The organism is Pseudoalteromonas sp. SR41-8 (assembly GCF_014163915.1).
Lineage (GTDB): Bacteria > Pseudomonadota > Gammaproteobacteria > Enterobacterales > Alteromonadaceae > Pseudoalteromonas > Pseudoalteromonas rhizosphaerae.
In genome coordinates this window covers 39,779-58,096 of record NZ_JACJEE010000021.1, presented here as the reverse complement: position 1 = coordinate 58,096, position 18,318 = coordinate 39,779, and the positions used below count along the sequence as shown (strand labels likewise).

At 40.8% G+C, this 18,318-nt stretch carries 16 protein-coding genes; 10 read left to right on the top strand and 6 right to left on the bottom strand.

Annotated features, from left to right (window positions below; translation table 11 throughout):
• The first annotated feature begins 151 nt into the window (after positions 1 to 151).
• The 5 genes from H5162_RS14375 to H5162_RS14355 are packed head-to-tail and all read left to right on the top strand — an operon-like array spanning position 152 to position 5,682.
• Complete coding sequence (locus tag H5162_RS14375; protein ID WP_182759594.1) at positions 152 to 1,492, top strand: sigma-54 dependent transcriptional regulator; 1,341 nt, start codon at positions 152 to 154, stop codon at positions 1,490 to 1,492.
• Positions 1,493 to 1,523: 31 nt separating this feature from the next.
• Positions 1,524 to 1,733 carry a histidine kinase gene (locus H5162_RS14370; RefSeq protein ID WP_145241196.1) on the top strand — a complete coding sequence of 70 codons (210 nt, stop codon included), beginning with the start codon at positions 1,524 to 1,526 and terminating at the stop codon, positions 1,731 to 1,733.
• Positions 1,734 to 1,754: 21 nt separating this feature from the next.
• Positions 1,755 to 3,239 carry an ATP-binding protein gene (locus H5162_RS14365; RefSeq protein ID WP_182734618.1) on the top strand — a complete coding sequence of 495 codons (1,485 nt, stop codon included), beginning with the start codon at positions 1,755 to 1,757 and terminating at the stop codon, positions 3,237 to 3,239.
• Positions 3,240 to 3,701, top strand: coding sequence for a response regulator (locus H5162_RS14360; protein ID WP_145241192.1), 462 nt, complete (start codon positions 3,240 to 3,242; stop codon positions 3,699 to 3,701).
• A 19-nt stretch (positions 3,702 to 3,720) separates the two neighbouring features.
• Positions 3,721 to 5,682: a hybrid sensor histidine kinase/response regulator gene (locus H5162_RS14355; protein WP_182731821.1), complete on the top strand. Its 1,962-nt coding sequence runs from the start codon at positions 3,721 to 3,723 to the stop codon at positions 5,680 to 5,682.
• Here the strand turns inward: H5162_RS14355 and H5162_RS14350 are convergent.
• The 3 genes from H5162_RS14350 to H5162_RS14340 are packed head-to-tail and all read right to left on the bottom strand — an operon-like array spanning position 5,669 to position 9,383.
• Positions 5,669 to 6,673: a LacI family DNA-binding transcriptional regulator gene (locus H5162_RS14350; protein WP_182778832.1), complete on the bottom strand. Its 1,005-nt coding sequence runs from the start codon at positions 6,671 to 6,673 to the stop codon at positions 5,669 to 5,671. The two genes, H5162_RS14355 and H5162_RS14350, sit on opposite strands and share 14 nt — an antisense overlap.
• Positions 6,674 to 6,684: 11 nt before the next feature.
• A complete protein-coding gene (locus tag H5162_RS14345; protein WP_182731822.1) occupies positions 6,685 to 8,016 on the bottom strand; it encodes a glycoside-pentoside-hexuronide (GPH):cation symporter in 1,332 nt (443 codons plus the stop codon).
• A gap of 20 nt (positions 8,017 to 8,036) precedes the next feature.
• Positions 8,037 to 9,383: a GH1 family beta-glucosidase gene (locus tag H5162_RS14340; protein WP_182731823.1), complete on the bottom strand. Its 1,347-nt coding sequence runs from the start codon at positions 9,381 to 9,383 to the stop codon at positions 8,037 to 8,039.
• Positions 9,384 to 9,661: 278 nt separating this feature from the next.
• Here H5162_RS14340 and H5162_RS14335 point away from each other — a divergent pair, with 278 nt between their 5' ends.
• From H5162_RS14335 to H5162_RS14325, 3 genes are all read left to right on the top strand, one after another.
• Positions 9,662 to 10,876, top strand: a complete 1,215-nt coding sequence (locus H5162_RS14335) for a sugar MFS transporter (protein ID WP_259397251.1) — start codon at positions 9,662 to 9,664, stop codon at positions 10,874 to 10,876.
• Between the two features lie 16 nt (positions 10,877 to 10,892).
• Entirely contained in the window at positions 10,893 to 13,400 is a 2,508-nt protein-coding gene (locus H5162_RS14330; RefSeq protein ID WP_182734620.1) for an exo 1,3/1,4-beta-D-glucan glucohydrolase, read from the top strand.
• Positions 13,401 to 13,521: 121 nt separating this feature from the next.
• Positions 13,522 to 14,118, top strand: a complete 597-nt coding sequence (locus H5162_RS14325; protein WP_149981213.1) for a fumarylacetoacetate hydrolase family protein — start codon at positions 13,522 to 13,524, stop codon at positions 14,116 to 14,118.
• Here the strand turns inward: H5162_RS14325 and H5162_RS14320 are convergent.
• The 3 genes from H5162_RS14320 to H5162_RS14310 all read right to left on the bottom strand — a co-directional run bounded on the left by H5162_RS14320 (position 14,057) and on the right by H5162_RS14310 (position 16,706).
• Positions 14,057 to 14,998, bottom strand: a complete 942-nt coding sequence (locus H5162_RS14320) for an ABC transporter substrate-binding protein (protein WP_182734622.1) — start codon at positions 14,996 to 14,998, stop codon at positions 14,057 to 14,059. The genes H5162_RS14325 and H5162_RS14320 overlap by 62 nt on opposite strands.
• Before the next feature lie 208 nt (positions 14,999 to 15,206).
• Positions 15,207 to 16,259 carry an aldo/keto reductase gene (locus tag H5162_RS14315; protein ID WP_182778830.1) on the bottom strand — a complete coding sequence of 351 codons (1,053 nt, stop codon included), beginning with the start codon at positions 16,257 to 16,259 and terminating at the stop codon, positions 15,207 to 15,209.
• A 15-nt stretch (positions 16,260 to 16,274) separates the two neighbouring features.
• Positions 16,275 to 16,706 (bottom strand): thioesterase family protein, encoded by a 432-nt coding sequence (locus tag H5162_RS14310; protein WP_145241172.1) that lies wholly within the window; start codon positions 16,704 to 16,706, stop codon positions 16,275 to 16,277.
• Positions 16,707 to 16,852: 146 nt separating this feature from the next.
• Between H5162_RS14310 and H5162_RS14305 the strand changes: the two genes are divergently transcribed.
• Together H5162_RS14305 and dinB are read left to right on the top strand one after the other, a co-directional pair.
• Positions 16,853 to 17,056, top strand: a complete 204-nt coding sequence (locus H5162_RS14305) for a hypothetical protein (protein WP_182778828.1) — start codon at positions 16,853 to 16,855, stop codon at positions 17,054 to 17,056.
• Positions 17,057 to 17,122: 66 nt separating this feature from the next.
• Positions 17,123 to 18,175, top strand: a complete 1,053-nt coding sequence (gene dinB / locus H5162_RS14300) for a DNA polymerase IV (protein ID WP_182778826.1) — start codon at positions 17,123 to 17,125, stop codon at positions 18,173 to 18,175.
• Positions 18,176 to 18,318 lie beyond the last annotated feature (143 nt).

The following is an 18,318-nucleotide window of genomic DNA, read 5'->3' as shown; positions in this document are numbered from 1 at the left end:
GAATGTTCCTTAAAATTTAATTTAAAAATTATATCTCAAAAAAGATCTAAATCTATTTAGATAGCGTAAATTTCCAGTTAAGCATCGATTTTGTAGAATAAGGCAGTTAAGATGTGGGGCTGGGCAATGATAATAAGCATAGGGATTTATCATGTTAAACATACTGTTAGTTGATGATGATAGCGAGTTTAGTGATGTCGTTTGTCATATCGTAGAGTTTTTAGGACATAACATTAATACTGCTGCTAATTTAGCAGAGGCTGAGCAGTGGTTTGTAAATAATACCTTTGACCATGTATTGTTAGACTTTATGCTGCCTGACGGAAGTGGTTTACATTTGGTTGAGCATCTTAAAAGTATTGGTCAAAAACCAAAAATAACCCTTATTTCAGGTCATCCTTCAGTCAAAGGTAAGTTGGCTGAAATGTGTGAGCCTAACGTTGGTCATCTAGTTAAGCCCTTGCAGCGCGAAGATATTGAGCGCCTTCTCAACCCTAAAAAAACCACGGCTAAGAAAAAAGCCGAGCCAAGTATTAAAAAGCATTTTGGTACCTTAATAGGTGAGTCGCCGCAAATGCAGCACTTGTATACCATGATTGAGCGCGTCGCTAACACCAACGCCAACGTAATGTTAATGGGTGAAAGTGGTGCTGGTAAAGAAGTTGTCGCACAAGCGATTCATAATGCTAGCGCATGTACAGGACCTTTGGTGGCTACTAACTGCGGTGCGTTATCGAAAGAACTTATTGGTAGCGAATTATTTGGCCATGAGAAAGGCGCGTTTACTGGCGCTATTGTCCGTAAAGATGGGGTGTTTGAACAAGCAACCGGCGGAACATTATTTCTAGACGAAGTGACTGAAATGCCAATAGATATGCAGCCTAATCTATTGCGCGTGTTAGAAACTAAAAAAGTAACCCGAGTAGGTGGCAGTAAAGAAAGTGCGGTAGATTGCCGAGTTATTTCTGCGACTAACCGCTCATTAGAAGATTTAGCGCAAAATAATGTTATTCGTGAAGATATCTACTTTCGGTTAGCGGTATTTCCTATTGATATTCCACCATTGCGTGAAAGAAAAGAAGATATTGCCTTATTAGCCAATGCTTTTTTAAATCAATTAAACGAAGAAAACAACACTGACTTTCAATGGCAGACGGCACAATTAAAGTTACTTGAAAGCTATGATTGGCCAGGTAATGTTCGAGAACTGCGCCACGGTATTCACCGTGCTTTTATTATGAGTGATCCAAAAGGTAAAGCGATTACTTTGCCAGATAACTTAGAGTCACCATTTTCACGAGTGAATAAGCAAACTCAAGCAAATCAAGTGACTGCAGGGCAAACTATTGAAGAAGTTGAAAAAGAGCTGATCCACGCTACGTTGGAGAAAGTACAAGGCAATAAAACGCTTGCAGCACAAATGCTAGGTATAAGTACTAAAACTTTATACAACCGTCTAAATGCCTATGGTGGCATTGGCGAATATAGCTAAATTAAACTCAAGTAATCAACAAAGGGGTAGCATGGCTAATAACGATAAAATCAATAAGTTGATTCATGATGCACGCGGACCACTGAATCGTATATCGATGAATGCAGAATTGATCAAATTAGTGCTAGAAAATGATATGCCAAAAGAAAAAGCATTGGCAGCACTTGATAAAATAATAAGTAATTGTCAGCAATGCAGTGACAGCTTGGAACAAATATCGAATCTCGGCGTCGTTGAATAAGATAATATAAAAGGATTATAAATGAAGCTGCAAAAGCAACAAGGTAAGGTCAAGGTAACCTGGGCCAGTTTTATCGCGGTGCTGCTGTGTATTGTGGTGGGGAATGCGATTTTGGCAATGAATACCATTCAAAGCCTGACTCAAACCCAACAGCGTTTAGATGATACTAATATGTTAAACACCGCAATTGAGAAGCTTCACCTTTCAATTGTGCAGGCAGAATCAGGACAACGTGGTTACTTATTAACGGGCGATAAAGATTATTTAGCACCCTACAACGACGCTATTATGCAGCTCAATTCACAAGCTACACTGGTTAAAAATTTACGTACTGAAATTGCAGGCCAAGCAGATAAAGTAGCGCGTTTACTATTTTTGGTTGATGATAAAGTTGCGGTATTAACCAGAACCGTTGATTTAGCGTTAGCAGATAAAGAACGACGTGCCCATTATTTACTAGAGACGCATCAAGGCCGTAAGCTTTACGAACAAATTAGAGTGTTAGCTGATGAAATTCAAGATGCGGAATCTGCTTTTAAAACTGTGCAGTTTCGAAAGTTAGGGCAAATTAAAAAAGAAGCTAAACTCACTTTTGCAATTACTGCCGTAACCAGTGCTTTATTGATCCTTGGTATGTTTATGCTCACGCGTATTAACTTACATACAGCGGCAAAATATCAGCAGGAACTTGAATATCAAAACGAAACACTGGCTAGTAAAGTGACCGAGCGTACACAAGAGCTGACCTTGTACTCTGATGAACTAAGTCGCAGTAACCGTGAGCTTGAAGAGTTTGCCTTTGTAGCGAGTCATGATTTGCAAGAGCCACTGCGCAAAATTCAAGCATTTAGTGATCGCTTAGAAACCATGTTTAAAGACGAATTGGGTGAAAAAGGTGTTGATTATATCGCGCGTATGAAAAATGCAGCGCAAAGAATGTCTAATTTAATTAATGACTTGTTAGAGTTTTCGCGAGTGACAACACGTGGTAAAGACTTTGCCGATACGGATTTAAAGCAAGTACTTGATGATGTGCTAAGCGATTTAGAAATTGCGATTAAAGAGTCAAATGCGCAGGTCAACGTGGGTGAAATGCCAGTAATACAAGCTGATCTGAGCCAAATGCAGCAGCTATTTTTGAATTTGATTTCAAATGCGGTGAAATTTAGACGTCCAGATGTGGCACCAATTATCACTATTGAGTATCAGCATCATACTGAATTTAATGATGATTATAATACAGAGCTGGAATGGCAAATCATTACAGTGAAAGATAACGGTATTGGTTTTGCGCCAGAATATACCGACAAAATTTTTGTTCCGTTTCAACGTCTGCATGGGCGTTCGCAATATAAAGGCACGGGGATTGGTTTATCCGTGTGCCGACGTATTGTAGAGCGTCACGGCGGTACGATAGCGGCACAAAGTGAAACCGGTGAGGGAGCAACCTTCATCATAAAACTACCTGTGGAAAGCGAGCTTTTCACATTGCAAGGAGAGGCTTAAATGCCATTTTCTAAAGTAAAGCCAATCACCATTTTAATGGCTGATGATGATGAAGATGATCGTTTATTAACGCAAGACGCACTCGCTGAAAGCCGTGTATTAAACGAGTTATACTTTGTTGAAGATGGTGTGGAGCTTTTGGAGTACCTAGAGCGTAAAGGTAAGTTTGAAGACAAAAACTCATCGCCACGACCTGGGTTGATTTTATTGGATTTGAATATGCCACGCATGGATGGACGCGAAGCGTTGCAAGCGATTAAAGGCAATTCAAACTTAAAAGGTATTCCTGTAGTTATTTTAACCACGTCTAAGCAAGAGGAAGACATGGTTAAGGGTTACGATTTAGGCGCGGCTTCATACATTACTAAACCAGTTACGTTTGATGGCTTAGTTGAACTAATGAAAACGTTAGGTAAGTATTGGGTGGAGTTTGTAGAGTTACCTAGTACGTTTAATGACTAAATAAAAAACTGGAGACGCTATGTTAGATAAGGCAACCAGACTGTTACTTGTTGAAGACGATGAAGATGATTATATTTTAACCTGTGATTATCTAGAGCAGCTGAGTTCGCATACATTTGATATAGAGTGGATCAGTGATCCCAAGCAGGCAGTTAAGGTACTGAGTAAAAATCAGCACGATATTTGCCTGCTTGATTACCGCTTAGGGGCTTCAGACGGCTTAGCAGTTTTAAAGCAAGCTGTAGAAAATGGTTTTAATGGCCCTATCATTATGCTCACAGGGCAATCAAACGACGCCCTTGATTTAGCCGCTTTGGATGCCGGAGCTGTTGATTACCTCGTAAAAAGTGAAATGAGTTCAAGTCGCTTTGCCCGCTCTATTCGCTACGCATTAGCCCGACGCGATGTTGAAGATGAACGCCTTGAACGACTCAAAGCAGAAGCCGAAAATCGTTCTAAAGACCGCTTTTTAGCACATTTAAGCCATGAGCTACGCACTCCGTTATCGTCAATCTTGGGCTATACCGAGTTGCTTATGCAAAGTGAATTTAACAATCATGCCAATAATGAGTTAGGGGTTATTTATCGTAATGGTAAGCATCTACTTAGCTTGTTAAATGATGTTCTCGATTTATCAAAAATAGCTGCCGATAAACTGGAGCTCAGCTGCAGTGATGTCAACCTTGATAGTTTAATGGCTGATGTGTTTACCTTAATGCGAGTATCTGCGCTGGATAAAGGGCTGTCGCTGCGTTTTGAGTCATTACAACCTTTGCCCCTTGTAATTAGTATTGATGCGACACGGTTTCGGCAAATTTTAATTAATATCATCAATAATGCGATTAAGTTCACCGAGCAAGGCGATATCATTGTTCGCGCATGGACAAAAGTTATTGATGGCCGTGAAATGCTGTTTTTTAGTATTAAAGATTCTGGAATGGGTATTGCCCCTGAGAAACAAGCACTTATATTCAAACCATTTGAACAAATAGCCGATGTAGAATCGCGCTCAGTTGGCGGCGCGGGGTTAGGTTTAGCTATTTGCTCTGAATTGTTGAGTCGTATGCAGGGCGGGATCACATTAGAGTCTGCTATCGGTCATGGATCTGAATTTACTATTTCAGTGTATCCGGGCAATATTCAATATGTAGAGCGCAGTGTATTAAAGCTCGATTTGACACCTAATATGCAGCAAAAAATGGCCCCCTGTAAAGTCAGTGGCCGAGTATTGGTGGTGGATGATTTACGAGATTTACGGGTGTTAGTTGGGCATATGATTTCTTCTGCTGGTGCAAAGGTTGATTATGCTGAACACGGTAAGCAAGCACTTGATAAAGTAACTAAAGCACAACAGCAAGGTGATCCGTACGACATTATATTTTTAGATATTCATATGCCGGTGATGGGGGGCAAAGAAACCACGATTGAACTTAGAAAAATGGGTTTTAAGGGGGCGGTAATAGCGCTTACTGCTGCCACGATGAAAGGTATACATAGCGAGTTATTGGCGCTGGGTTTTAACGATGTGATAGGCAAACCTGTTGATTCAAGCTTACTTTATCAGTGCTTAACTAATTACTCTATGGCGGCTAATAAGCCCGTTGATAAATTAGCGCAACCAGCGCGAGTAAAAAGTTGTGCGCGTTTTTTATTGGTTGAAGATGATGCAGATGCGGCGCAAATCACCCAGTTATTACTGGAAAGTTTAGGGGTTGAAACCGTTGTTGCAACTAGTTATGAGCATACTTTAGCAATTCTAAAAAATGACTCTCAATTTGATAAAGTGTTATTAGATATGCATTTGCCTGATGGCAGTGGCTTGGATTTAGCTCGTTATACAAAGCAGTATTATCCAGATCTAAAGCGAGTAATCGTCAGTGGTATACAGCCAGATCCGAAGCAAATTGAACTCCTTGAGATAGAGCAAGTATTACTTAAACCGATTAATTTAGCATTACTAACCCAACTTATTGAGGGTTAGTAATAATTGATTGACGCACCACTAATTCAGGTTCAAAAAGAGTTTGTAAAGCTGGGGTGGTTTTTTTATACACCTCACTTAAAATCCAGTTAGCAGCCATTTGGCCCATTTCGTTGATTGGGTAATTGACGGTACTAAGTGGTGGATACACATGACGGGTAAAAAATACGTTATCGTAGCCCATAATAGAAAGTTGCTCAGGCAAGATTAATGATGACTCACGAGCACTGGCCATAGCGCCGGTTGCCATTTCATCATTGGCACAAATTAGCGCTGTAAATTTTGAATTACCGTTATATAAATGCTGAAAGCCTGCGGTGCCGCTGTCTTCCATAAAATCACCTTGATATAGTAATTGCTCATTAAAACTAATGTTGTGCTCTGCTAGAGCTTGTTTGTGCCCTGCAAGGCGATCTTGAGCATCTTGTTTCCACAGTGGGCCGCTGATATAAGCGATATTCGTATGGCCTTGCTCTAATACGTGTTTAGCCGCTAAATAACCGCCTTTTACGTTATTTAAAATAATGCAGCGCGATGCTAGTTCGCGAATGTATCGGTTGATCAGTACAAAAGGAGTTTTCCCTTTGCTCAACTCTATTAAGTAGTCATCACTAATTGCTTCAACATGCAAAATTAAGCCATCACAATTACGACTAATTAAAAACTCGATTGCTTGTTGTTCACGTTCTTCGTCACTGTGACCTGCAGCAATGATCACATGCTTGCTTTGTTTACGAAAAGCGGTCTCAATGCCGCTCATCATTGGGCCATAGAAAGGGCCTTGTAGTTCGGAAACTAATAAACCAACACTATTTGAACAGTTAGATGCGAGAGATTGTGCAATGGAATTAGGCCGGTAACCAAGCTGTGTCATCGCAACGGTTACCTTTTTTCGCGTTGCTTCACTGACATTAGTATTATTATTCATTACCCTTGAAACGGTCGCTAATGAGACCCCAGCAAGTTTTGACACCTCATAAATGGTCGCCATGATATTCCTTGTTAAGTACTACTTCTTTGGGCTAAATCAGCGTTTATTTTCTCTAAGGTATTATTATCAAGAATATACCTTTTCATGATCAACGCGACAAGTACACTACCAATTGCAGGAAACAGTGTAAACGAGGTTAAAATACCGGCTTTAGTTGCTTCATTAAGCTCAGTGTTAGCCTGATAGCCATAGTAAGCCAGTAACCAACCAGCAATAGCTCCGCCCAGTGCAAGGCCTAGTTTAATAAAGAACACCACGCTTGCATAGACCAAGCCAGTTAGCCGATGGCCATTTTGCCATTGTCCGTAGTCAATTGCATCTGCCATTTTTGCCCATAACAATGGAGTTGCCATTTGGGTGAAAAAACACCATAAAAAATAGACTGCAAACGCGAGCACTAATTGGTCGTCAGATAAGAAAAATGCAAAACAGCTTATGGCCGCAGAGATGTATTGGAGATATATATATGCTGCTTTTTTATCAACCCGTTTACTCAGTGGTTGTGCGCAGGCGCAGCCAAGGATATTACCGATCATTCCCAAGGTAACAAATTGCGTAACTAAGTCGGCTTCACCAAGAACATATTTTACGTAATAAATTGCTAAAGTCGTACGCAGCACCATACTCGTGAGCAGCATAATGGCAGCACCACAGAGTATTTTAAAAGGACCGTTTTGCCACAACGTTGCCATTTGTGCTTTAAGGCTAAGGGTTTGTTGCTGTGGTGCAACCACGCGTTCTTTAGTAAAGCGAAAGCAGGTCAAAAATAATATCACACCGAAACAGCTCATCAGTATCATAGTAAGCTGATAGCCAAGAGCATTATCGCCTTTACCAAACCAGCTTACTAATGGCAATGTGCAAGCACTGACGAGTAAGCCACCGAGCATACCAAATACAAAACGATAAGATTGAATGGATACGCGTTCACTCGGATCGCGACTTAGTACTCCACCCAAAGCTGAATAAGGAATATTAATTGCGGTATAAACCAGCATTAATAGCGTATAGGTGACAAACGCGTAGATGACTTTTCCTGTCGCGTTTAAATCTGGTGTGGTAAAAGTAATTACACTAACCAGCCCAAACGGGATCGCGAGCCACAATAGGTAAGGCCGGTAGCTACCATATTTGGTTCGGGTTGCATCGGTGAGCGCCCCCATTAACGGATCGGTGATTGCATCAATAACTCGCACCACTAGGAACAGAGTACCAACGATGGCCGGAGAAATACCAAATATATCGGTATAGAAAAAAGTTAAAAATAGCATCACGGTTTGAAAAATGATGTTACTTGCAGTATCACCTAAGCCATAGGCTATTTTTTCTTTTCTAGTTAGCATAATTGGCACTCATGTTGTTATTATTTTTTGCGCTGTGTGAGCAATGCGCGATATTGTATTGCGCTCTCTTTTAGTATGCGTTGCTGGTTTTCATAATCAACATAAACGAGACCAAAGCGTTTTTCATAGCCGTATGCCCATTCAAAGTTATCCATTAAGCTCCATGCAAAATAGCCTTGTATATCAACCCCTTGCTCAACTGCGTCATGCACTGCATTGAGGTGGGTATGATAATAACTAACGCGCTCTGTATCGAGTACTTGGCCATCTCGTAGTGTATCTGCCATGGCCGCACCATTTTCAGTTACATAAACTTTAGGTAGTTGGTATAGCTCATTTAATGATACTAACAACTCAGTTAAACCTTGTGGATAGACTTCCCAGCCCATGTCAGTCACAGCTATGTTGTTGATTTGTGCTTCGGCAAACCAGTTATCATCAGTGTTTTTGTAGTGTATGCGGGTATAGTAATTAACGCCAATAAAGTCGATTTTTTGACTGATTATCGCCATATCATTAGCAGCTATATGGGGTTGCACTTCACTACTGAGGCTATTTAAAAGCGCCGGATACTGACCTTCTAAAACTGCTTTGATATACCACTGATTGTGATATTGATCGGCTAATAATGCTGCTTGTGTATCGTTTTCTGTCATTGGATAAGCTGGGCTGAAGTTAAGAACAATACCAGCTTCTATATTAGGGCAATTGGCGCGCAGTACTTGCATGGCAAGACCATGGGCTAACAATAAATGATGAGCCGCCTGACGACCTGCTTGTTGGCTTTTAATACCGGGTGCATGTACACCCACTTCATAGCCTAAATAGGCACTGCAAAAAGGTTCATTTAAAGTCGCATAAGAGTCAACTAAACCTGTCAACTGCTTGGTAACTAAATCAGTATAGTGAGCAAATGCATAGGCGGTGTCACGGTTTAACCAGCCACCGTTATCTTCCAAGTGTTGGGGTAGATCCCAGTGATATAAGGTGACATAGGTCTTGATATTGCGTGCTTTTAAAGCCGTTAATAAATCACGATAAAAGCCAATGCCTTGCTGATTAATACTGCCATCTTGATGCAATACGCGCGGCCATGAAATTGATAATCGGTACGCATCAACGGCTAAGTCAGCAATCATTGCGATATCTTGTTGCCATAGTTCAACATGGTTACAGGCTGTATCGCCATTGCTATTGTCGGTGATAGCCCCTGGTTGGTCACAAAAAGTATCCCAAATAGATGTCAGGCGTGCGTTGCGAGCTCCCTCAATTTGAAATGAGGCTGTGGCTACACCAAAGGTAAACTGAGGTTTAAGTAGCGCAGAGCTAGGCGGCAGAGAAATAGTTTTAAACACGATTAGGTGCATCCTTTAACATTCAGTTTTGGCAATTACTTTTACATTAAGCGCAGCATAGTTATTAAAATGGAAGCGCTTACAGAATATTTGTAAATAAATTGCTAATTTCGATTTATATGATATAAATGTAAGCGCTTACATTTTATGTTGCAACTATTATTTGCTTTTTTTAAGTAATGAAAAAGTACTTTAATAAACGTAACGAACTGATAATTAAAATAATTAGAGAGTTTAATATGGCAAACGTCACACACAATTTGGCAACGAATGAACATAGCCTACAACCAATGGGCAAACAAACGTTTGCTTTAACGTCGTTGACCACCTTATTTTTTATGTGGGGGTTTATTACGTGTCTAAACGATATTCTGATCCCCTATTTAAAAGGGATGTTTTCACTCAATTATACCCAAGCGATGTTAATCCAATTTTGTTTCTTTGGGGCTTATTTTGTGATGTCGATACCCGCTGGTAAGTTGGTGAGTAAAATAGGTTATCAATTTGGTATTGTGGTGGGCTTGGTGGTGGCAGCGGTTGGTTGTGCATTATTCTATCCCGCAGCCGTAGCGCATGTTTATGAGCTGTTTTTATTGGCGCTATTTGTACTGGCCTCGGGGATTACCATCTTACAAGTGTCAGCCAATCCATACGTAAGCGTACTTGGCGCTGCAAAAACAGCGTCGTCGCGTTTAACCATGACCCAAGCATTTAATTCGTTAGGTACTACGGTTGCGCCAATCTTTGGTGGCTGGCTTATTCTAACCGAAGTCAGCCAAGCAACCGCAGAGCAAGTTAAACTTCCTTATCTAATGCTTTCAGCAAGCTTGCTGGTACTTGCGGTTATTTTTGCTTTTTTAAAATTACCTAAACTTGGCAAAGCAGCAGATGCTGAGAGTGAAAATCAATATGTTGAGAACTTTATTGATTTAGGTAGTGTTTGGCAGTATCGCCATTTAATTTTAGGAGCCATTGGCATTTTTGTTTATGTCGGTGCTGAAGTCGCAATCGGCAGCTTTTTAGTAGGCTTTTTAACCTTAGATCATATTGCGGGTTTTACTGAGCAGCAAGCAGCACATTATATTAGTTATTACTTCGCTGGCGCCATGATAGGTCGCTTTATTGGTGCTGCCATCATGCAAAAACTCAATGCAGGTAAGGTATTGGCATGTCATGCACTACTTGCCATGGTACTGGTGTTAATGGCGATGACAGGACAAGGGGCATTAGCAATGTGGGCTATTTTGTTGGTCGGATTATGTAACTCAATTATGTTCCCAACCATCTTCAGTTTAGCCCTACAAGGCCTTGGCAAATATACCTCTCAGGGTTCAGGTATTTTATGCTTAGCTATTGTCGGTGGTGCAATTATTCCATTATTACAAGGCGTCCTAGCTGACAATTTTGGTGTGCAATTAGCACTATTACTGCCGATCGGCTGCTATTTATATATTACTTACTTTGCGCTATTTGGCTCAAAAGTAACAACCTCAACTCGTCATTGATAACTAGGTGGACAACATGACAATAACAAAACCACGTACTCTTTTGGTAATGATGATTGCAGCAATGGCGATGAATGGCTGTTCGCAATCAGAACAAACAGCAGCGACCAATGATATTTGGCCGATGATCAAAAGCGGTGTTAAAGACGATGCCAATATGGAGAAAAAAATTGCTGACTTGCTCGGCTCAATGAGCTTAGAACAAAAAATAGCACAGATGATCCAACCTGAAATTCGCGATATTACAGTGGAAGATATGCGTCAATATGGTTTTGGTTCTTACCTTAATGGCGGTGGGGCTTTTCCTAATAATAATAAACATGCCACGGCTGCTGATTGGATTGAACTAGCCGAAAAAATGTACCAAGCATCAGTAGATGATTCCCTTGATGGTAGCCGTATCCCAACTATGTGGGGAACCGATGCAGTTCATGGTCATAATAATGTTATTGGTGCGACGTTATTTCCACACAATATCGGTTTAGGTGCGGCTAACAATCCACAATTGATTGAAAAAATTGCTGCAGCGACCGCGCAAGAAGTGATGGTAACCGGTATAGATTGGGTGTTTGCACCTACCGTTGCTGTGGTACGAGATGACCGCTGGGGCCGCACTTATGAAGGGTATTCAGAAGATCCACAAATTGTTAGAGATTATTCAGCCGCAATAGTAAAAGGCTTACAAGGCGCAGTTGATCAAGACTTTTTATCAGATAAACGGGTGATCAGTACGGTTAAGCATTTTATTGGTGATGGTGGTACACAAGGCGGTGATGACCAAGGTAATAATATTACCAGCGAAGCAGAGTTATTTACCATTCATGCGCAAGGTTATGTGGGAGGCTTAGGTGCTGGAGCACAAACAGTTATGGCGTCGTTTAATAGCTGGCATGGCGAAAAAATCCATGGCAGTAAATATCTCTTAACTGATGTGCTAAAAGGCAAAATGGGTTTTGATGGCTTTGTTGTGGGTGATTGGAATGGTCATGGACAAATTCCTGGTTGTACCAATGGAAACTGTGCACAAGCCGCTAATGCCGGCCTTGATGTATACATGGTGCCTACTGATGCATGGAAGCCACTTTATGAAAACCTTATCGCACAAGTTAACAATGGCACAATTGCGCAATCACGAATTGATGATGCGGTAACGCGTATTCTGAGAGTAAAAATGCGTGCGGGTTTATTTGATAAACCAAGTCCTGCAAATCGTCCACTTTCAGGAAAAACAGAGGTCATTGGTAGTGCTGAACATCGTAAAATCGCAAAACAAGCAGTTCGCGAATCTTTAGTACTCCTAAAAAACAAACAACAGTTACTGCCGCTTTCGCCAAAAGCAAATGTGTTAGTAGCCGGTCTAGGTGCTGATAATATCGGTATGCAATCTGGCGGTTGGAGCATTACTTGGCAAGGTACGGGGAATCAAAATAGCGATTTCCCAGGTGGCACGTCGATTTTGGATGGTATTGAACACACTGTTAAGCAAGCGGGCGGGCAAGTTCAGCATGACTTAAACGGTGAGTTCAATACTCGTCCAGATGTCGCTATTGTAGTATTTGGTGAGCAACCTTACGCAGAAGGCAATGGGGATTTAGATAATCTTGAATATCAGCGGGGTAATAAAACGGATTTAGCGCTACTGCGAAAATTAAAGCAAGCCGGTATTCCCGTTGTATCATTATTTATTAGCGGCCGCCCAATGTGGGTAAACGCAGAACTTAATGCCAGTGATGCGTTTGTCGCGACGTGGTTGCCAGGTAGCGAAGGGGATGCAATTAGCGATGTGTTATTTGCAAATGTAGATGGCTCAGTAAATCATGATTTTAAAGGCAAGCTGTCGTTTTCTTGGCCGAATAACCCAGTTGATAACGAAAATCGTGGTGATAAAGATTATTCGCCATTATTACCGTATGGTTTTGGCTTAACTTATTCAGATAAAAACACCTTGCAAGATGATCTTGTTAAGCAAACAGGAATATCACAGCAGCTTGATGATTTAGTATTGTTTGAGCGCGCGGTTAAAGCGCCATGGAGTCTGCATTTACAAAGTGGTGAGCAGCAAAAAGTGATGGCAAGTAGTCGCGAATCAATCGGAGCTGTTAGCGTTAAAACCTTTGATAAAGACGTTCAAGAAGATGCGCGTGCAATTACCTTCAGCGGCGATGAACTAGCAGCAGTGCGTTTAAGTGCGGCATTCCCATCTGATTTACGTTCGTTTGTTGAAAAAGCAGGGCAATTACAAATGCAAATTAAGGTTGAGCAAAGTGCCGATGCCCCGCTTTGGCTTGGTATGCAATGTGGTGATGATTGCCAAGGTAAATTGGATATTGCTAAGCAGCTAAATGCAACCAACGAATGGCAGACTTTAAACATTGATTTACGGTGTTTTGCACAGCAAGGTGTTAATTTAGGTCAAGTATTTTCACCTTGGCAGTTAAGTACAGCTGCGCCATGGCAGGTATCGATTGCGAAACTCAACATCACCAGCGAGCATGTATCTACTGAGGTTATTTCATGCCAGTAATGCCTTTGTTGATCTTAATACCAGTGACATCGATCTAGATAAATAGCAATACGAAGTTAATTGCCAATAAACGTCATAAAAAGTAGTCTAGGCTGCTTTTTATTGAATAGGAAAGATCGAAATGAAACCAGTGAATCCATCAAAAGTCATTTGTATTGGTCGTAACTATGCTGCGCATATTGCTGAGCTTGGTAATCAAGAGGCAGACGAAATGGTGGTGTTTTTAAAGCCGCCAAGCGCGATAACAAATACCTTAATGTGTACTCATAAGGATGAGCAATTACATTTTGAGACTGAAATTTGTTTTCAAGTTAACAATGGCTGTTTAGCTGCTGTGGCGGTGGGACTGGATTTAACTAAGCGAGATTTACAGAGTAAATTAAAAGCCAGCGGTTTACCGTGGGAACGCGCGAAAGCCTTTGATGGCTCTGCATTGTTTAGTGAGTTTGTACAAATAGACGAACAAGCAATTGAGCATTTAAGCTTAACCTTACTGATAGATAATAAGGTGCGACAACAAGGCGGCGTTGAGTTAATGCTTTATAAACCTGCGGTTATTTCAGCCCAAGTTAGTGAGTTTATGACTTTAATTGATGGCGATATTATTATGACTGGCACACCTGCAGGGGTAGGAGCTGTGAACGCAGGAAGTAAATTTATTGCTCAGTTACACTTGGGCTCAGACTTATTGGTTCAGCAAGAGTGGTTGGCTGAGTAAGTTTTAATATCTGTTGTTGATATTGTTGATCAAACTCTGCAAAGGTATTTTCAAGCAATACACGCTGTGTTTGCTGGTACTTTGCAGACGGCAGTATGCTATTTGTTAGCACTCGATTTATTTTTTTTAAAGCATTATTAGCAAAATTATTAGGGGCATTGGTTGAGCAGCCAATCGCACCTAAAACCAGCTTATCGGCGTGATCGGCAATAGGTAAGGTTACTACATTATCAAATTCGCTGAAGCGGTTGTAGTAATCGGCTAAAAAAGGATAGTCGATAGTGTAATCAATATACCCATGATTGAGCCGATTGATCACCGAGCTGCTTTCGTTTTCACTGTTCCAACTTAATGATGTATGTTGGTCGCTTTTAGTATTTCGAGCGATGGTATTTAACTCTGGAGTAAATTTACGCGCAGCGGATTGACCAAAAATAAATTTATTATCTGTCAGTAGTTTAACTAAATTTATCGGTGAACTGTGTTGTTGGCTAATTACTTTCGCTGTTTTAGCTGAGGCAATGATAGCAAATGGTGGGTACACCGTAGTTGGCACCGAGTAGAACACTCGCGGGGTGTTAACTTTACGATGGATCATACAAGGGAAACATGCTTGTTGACCTTCATCGAGGTACTTACCTATACGTTTTTGCGGCAACATGAGGCGGGTATGCTTTATATCGGGTAATTCACTGATGAGCTGTTCGACTAAGTAATCACATAAGCCACCATCGGGAGTTTGTGCTGTTTTGGCCAGATGAAAAGGGGCTGTATTGCTTTGTAGCCAAGTTATATGGGTTACTTCATCGGTAGTATTAGCAAGTACATAGACGCTTGAAAAAAAAGAGAATAATGCAACGATGTAATAGACAATACGCATAGCTATATTTACTTTATCCGCTAACAATTTAAATCGAGTATACAATAACTAATATTTTGCGCTACTAAAGACTGGTAAGTTATTACGGTAAGTTAATTTTTTAATACTTTAGTGGTGTTTTTTTGATTCACTATTTGTGAGAAGTCGTTTTTCAAGTATTTTAATCCGGTGGAAAGCCCAAGCATTGATAATGATTGGGCTTTATTGATTAAAATGGCATTGGGTATTGCTTAAATACATTACCGATATCAGTTAGAGCTTGTTCACTTAATTCGATGTTGAACGCGGCAATGTCATCTTTTAGTTGTACCAAGCTGGTTGCACCAATAATTGAAGAAGTAACGCCATCAACTTGGTCACACCATGCAAGCGCCAATTGTGCTGGGGTTATTTGGTATTGCTGGGCAATTTCAACATAGTGGCTGATTGCTTGTTGAGATTGCGCTGTGTCACGGAATAAACCATTACGCTGCACCAGTGTCCAGCGGCTACCATCGGGACGTGCGCTATTTAAATATTTACCACTTAACATACCGCCTGCTAAGGGTGACCAAGGTAAATAAGCAATATCTTCGTGAATACATTGCTCTATTAGATAAGGCCAATCTTTAGCGTGTAATAAACTAAATTCATTTTGAATAGAGACCATGCGCGGTAAATTATGTTGTTCACTTAACCGTAAAAATTGGCTAATACCCCATGGCGTGTCGTCAGAGAGACCACAATATTTAATTTTACCAGCTTTAACACAGTCGTTTAAACCTTCAAGAATATCGAGCATACCCGCTGTGTGTTGCTCTGTATTAGCGTCACTAAAACGGATCATACCTGGCCAATGTTTGCTAAAGTGCGGTGATTGACGATTCGGCCAATGCAGTTGGTATAAATCAATTACATCGGTTTGTAGGCGTTTTAATGACTCGTCAACGGCATGAACGACTGCTTGACGAGTAATATCGCCGCCATCGCGTATCCAAGCTAGGCCATTGCCAGCAATTTTAGTGGCGAGCACAATATCGTCTCGCTTACCTGGATTACGCGCTAACCAATTACCGATAATTTGCTCTGTCTTTCCGTAGGTATCAGGAGTGGGAGGTATGGCATACATTTCTGCAGTATCAATGAAGTTTACGCCATGCTCTAAGGCATAAGCAATTTGCTCATCAGCATCTGCTTGATTATTTTGTACGCCCCACGTCATGCTGCCTAAGCATACACGAGACACATTTAGACCACTGCTACCAAGTGGGTTGTAACGCATAATGATTCCTTACTTTTATGATTCTCGGCTGTACTTATGTAATGCAGCCAATAATGGCTCACTTAATTGTGCTTTTTTACCCGTTTTAAAATTAAACATCACCACTTGCGATGACCCTAATGTAGTCAAGGCATTTTGCGCTTGGCTAAATACGCTGTAGTGCATCATAAAACGGTCTTTTTGAATATCACTGATGGTAACGCCTACCAACACTGTATCAGGAAATGTGACTGGGCGTTTATAACGCGCGTTATTTTCACTAATCACAGGACCAATACCTGTTGTTTGTAAATCTTCGAGTAAATTTATTTGATTAAAAAAATCAATTCGAGCAGTTTCGAAATAACGAAAATACACCACATTATTTACATGTTGTAAGGCATCCATTTCTCCCCAAGCAACATTAATTGCTGTATGGATAGGATGTTGTTCTATAAATGATTGCATATTCTACAGCTCTTTAAAGTAAAAACGTAGATTAGCAATTGGTGCTGTTTAGCTCAAGAAAATTAGGAAAACAGTGAAAATGTGCTAGTTTTAGTAGTTCACGGTTACGTAAATGAATACTTTAATCTGATTTAAAGGAGCTAATTATGAATACAGTGACAGCAAAAATAATGAAACGCTTAGCGCTACTGGTGGTGATCTGTTTGGCATTCGTTTGTTATGTGATGGGCAATGCTTCTGGGATGGTGATACTAATCGTAGTTGGTTTTATTTTAGAAGGTGCTTTTTGGTTATTCGGTGCGAGGTTATTTAATCGTAAAAAGTCTTCACAGCAAGAATCATCGAGCTGATGACTTGCTAATAAATCAAACTTAATGAATAATAACTGTTCATTTGTACAGTGCTTGGTTTGAGGAATGAAAAAGTTTATTCATATTGACATGGATTGCTTTTACGCAGCGGTCGAAATGCGCGATAACCCCGCGCTTGCTAATGTACCTTTGGCAATTGGTGGCAATAGTCGCCGTGGAGTGCTCTCTACAGCAAATTACATCGCCCGCGAATACGGTGTGCGCTCTGCGATGTCTAACTACCGTGCTAAACAATTATGCCCAGATTTAGTGATTGTACCAGGGCGTATGCAAGTTTATAAACAAGCCTCTTCGCAAATTCGTGCTGTATTCCAGCGCTATACCGACCTTATAGAGCCTCTTTCTTTAGATGAAGCTTACCTTGATGTGACTGAAAGTAATGCATGCCATGGTAGTGCGACCTTAATGGCAGAGCAGATCCGCGCCGATATTTTTGCAGCCACCGGTTTAACTGCTTCGGCTGGAATTGCGCCGATAAAATTTATTGCCAAAATTGCCAGTGATGAAAATAAACCGAATGGTCAATTTGTAGTATTGCCTGAGCAAGTGGATGACTTTTTAGCGCAATTACCTTTGGGTAAAATACCCGGGGTCGGTAAGGTTACCCTTGAAAAACTCAATTTAAAAGGCTTATACACCGGTACTGATGTGCGCGCTAAAGGGGTTAATTGGATGCAGCAACACGTTGGTAACTTTGGGGTCTCGCTGTATCAAAAATGTGCCGGTTTACATATTGGTAAAGTATCCACAGAACGTACCCGTAAATCGCTCAGTGTTGAGCATACCTATGAATATAATAAAACCAGCTTACAAGCGTGTTTAGAACAATTGCCAATATTATTGGCTGAGCTTCAACGTCGATTAACAAAACAGCAATTAGAGCAACGTATAAATAAACTCAGTGTCAAAGTCAAGTTTGCTAATTTTGTGGTGACATCGGCCGATCAAACTTGCCACCGACTTGATGAAACTATCTTGGCTGAGCTGCTGAGCAAAGCATATCAACGTGGCTTGCAGCAGCCAGTGCGGTTACTCGGTGTAGGGGTCGGTGTTAAAAATGAACCGCAGCAACATGTACAGCTGAGTATATTAGATTAAGATACTGCGCGCTATTTGCTTCAACAAATGATAAGTGGGCAGTGAGTAACTGCTGTATTTTACACTGTAACTCCAAGTTGCCAGCGTTATGTTAGCTCGTCGTACATTGCTGGCAATAGCTATTTAAATCAATGATAATAAGT

Bases quoted from the DNA above. Each gene is read 5' to 3' on its own strand.
- H5162_RS14350 (WP_182778832.1), bottom strand. From the start codon at position 6,673: ATGGCGACCATTTATGAGGTGTCAAAACTTGCTGGGGTCTCATTAGCG.
- H5162_RS14330 (WP_182734620.1), top strand. From the start codon at position 10,893: ATGACAATAACAAAACCACGTACTCTTTTGGTAATGATGATTGCAGCA.
- H5162_RS14370 (WP_145241196.1), top strand. From the start codon at position 1,524: ATGGCTAATAACGATAAAATCAATAAGTTGATTCATGATGCACGCGGA.
- H5162_RS14345 (WP_182731822.1), bottom strand. From the start codon at position 8,016: ATGCTAACTAGAAAAGAAAAAATAGCCTATGGCTTAGGTGATACTGCA.
- H5162_RS14375 (WP_182759594.1), top strand. From the start codon at position 152: ATGTTAAACATACTGTTAGTTGATGATGATAGCGAGTTTAGTGATGTC.
- H5162_RS14360 (WP_145241192.1), top strand. From the start codon at position 3,240: ATGCCATTTTCTAAAGTAAAGCCAATCACCATTTTAATGGCTGATGAT.
- dinB (WP_182778826.1), top strand. From the start codon at position 17,123: ATGAAAAAGTTTATTCATATTGACATGGATTGCTTTTACGCAGCGGTC.
- H5162_RS14320 (WP_182734622.1), bottom strand. From the start codon at position 14,998: ATGCGTATTGTCTATTACATCGTTGCATTATTCTCTTTTTTTTCAAGC.
- H5162_RS14305 (WP_182778828.1), top strand. From the start codon at position 16,853: ATGAATACAGTGACAGCAAAAATAATGAAACGCTTAGCGCTACTGGTG.
- H5162_RS14315 (WP_182778830.1), bottom strand. From the start codon at position 16,259: ATGCGTTACAACCCACTTGGTAGCAGTGGTCTAAATGTGTCTCGTGTA.
- H5162_RS14340 (WP_182731823.1), bottom strand. From the start codon at position 9,383: ATGCACCTAATCGTGTTTAAAACTATTTCTCTGCCGCCTAGCTCTGCG.
- H5162_RS14365 (WP_182734618.1), top strand. From the start codon at position 1,755: ATGAAGCTGCAAAAGCAACAAGGTAAGGTCAAGGTAACCTGGGCCAGT.
- H5162_RS14335 (WP_259397251.1), top strand. From the start codon at position 9,662: ATGGGCAAACAAACGTTTGCTTTAACGTCGTTGACCACCTTATTTTTT.
- H5162_RS14310 (WP_145241172.1), bottom strand. From the start codon at position 16,706: ATGCAATCATTTATAGAACAACATCCTATCCATACAGCAATTAATGTT.
- H5162_RS14355 (WP_182731821.1), top strand. From the start codon at position 3,721: ATGTTAGATAAGGCAACCAGACTGTTACTTGTTGAAGACGATGAAGAT.
- H5162_RS14325 (WP_149981213.1), top strand. From the start codon at position 13,522: ATGAAACCAGTGAATCCATCAAAAGTCATTTGTATTGGTCGTAACTAT.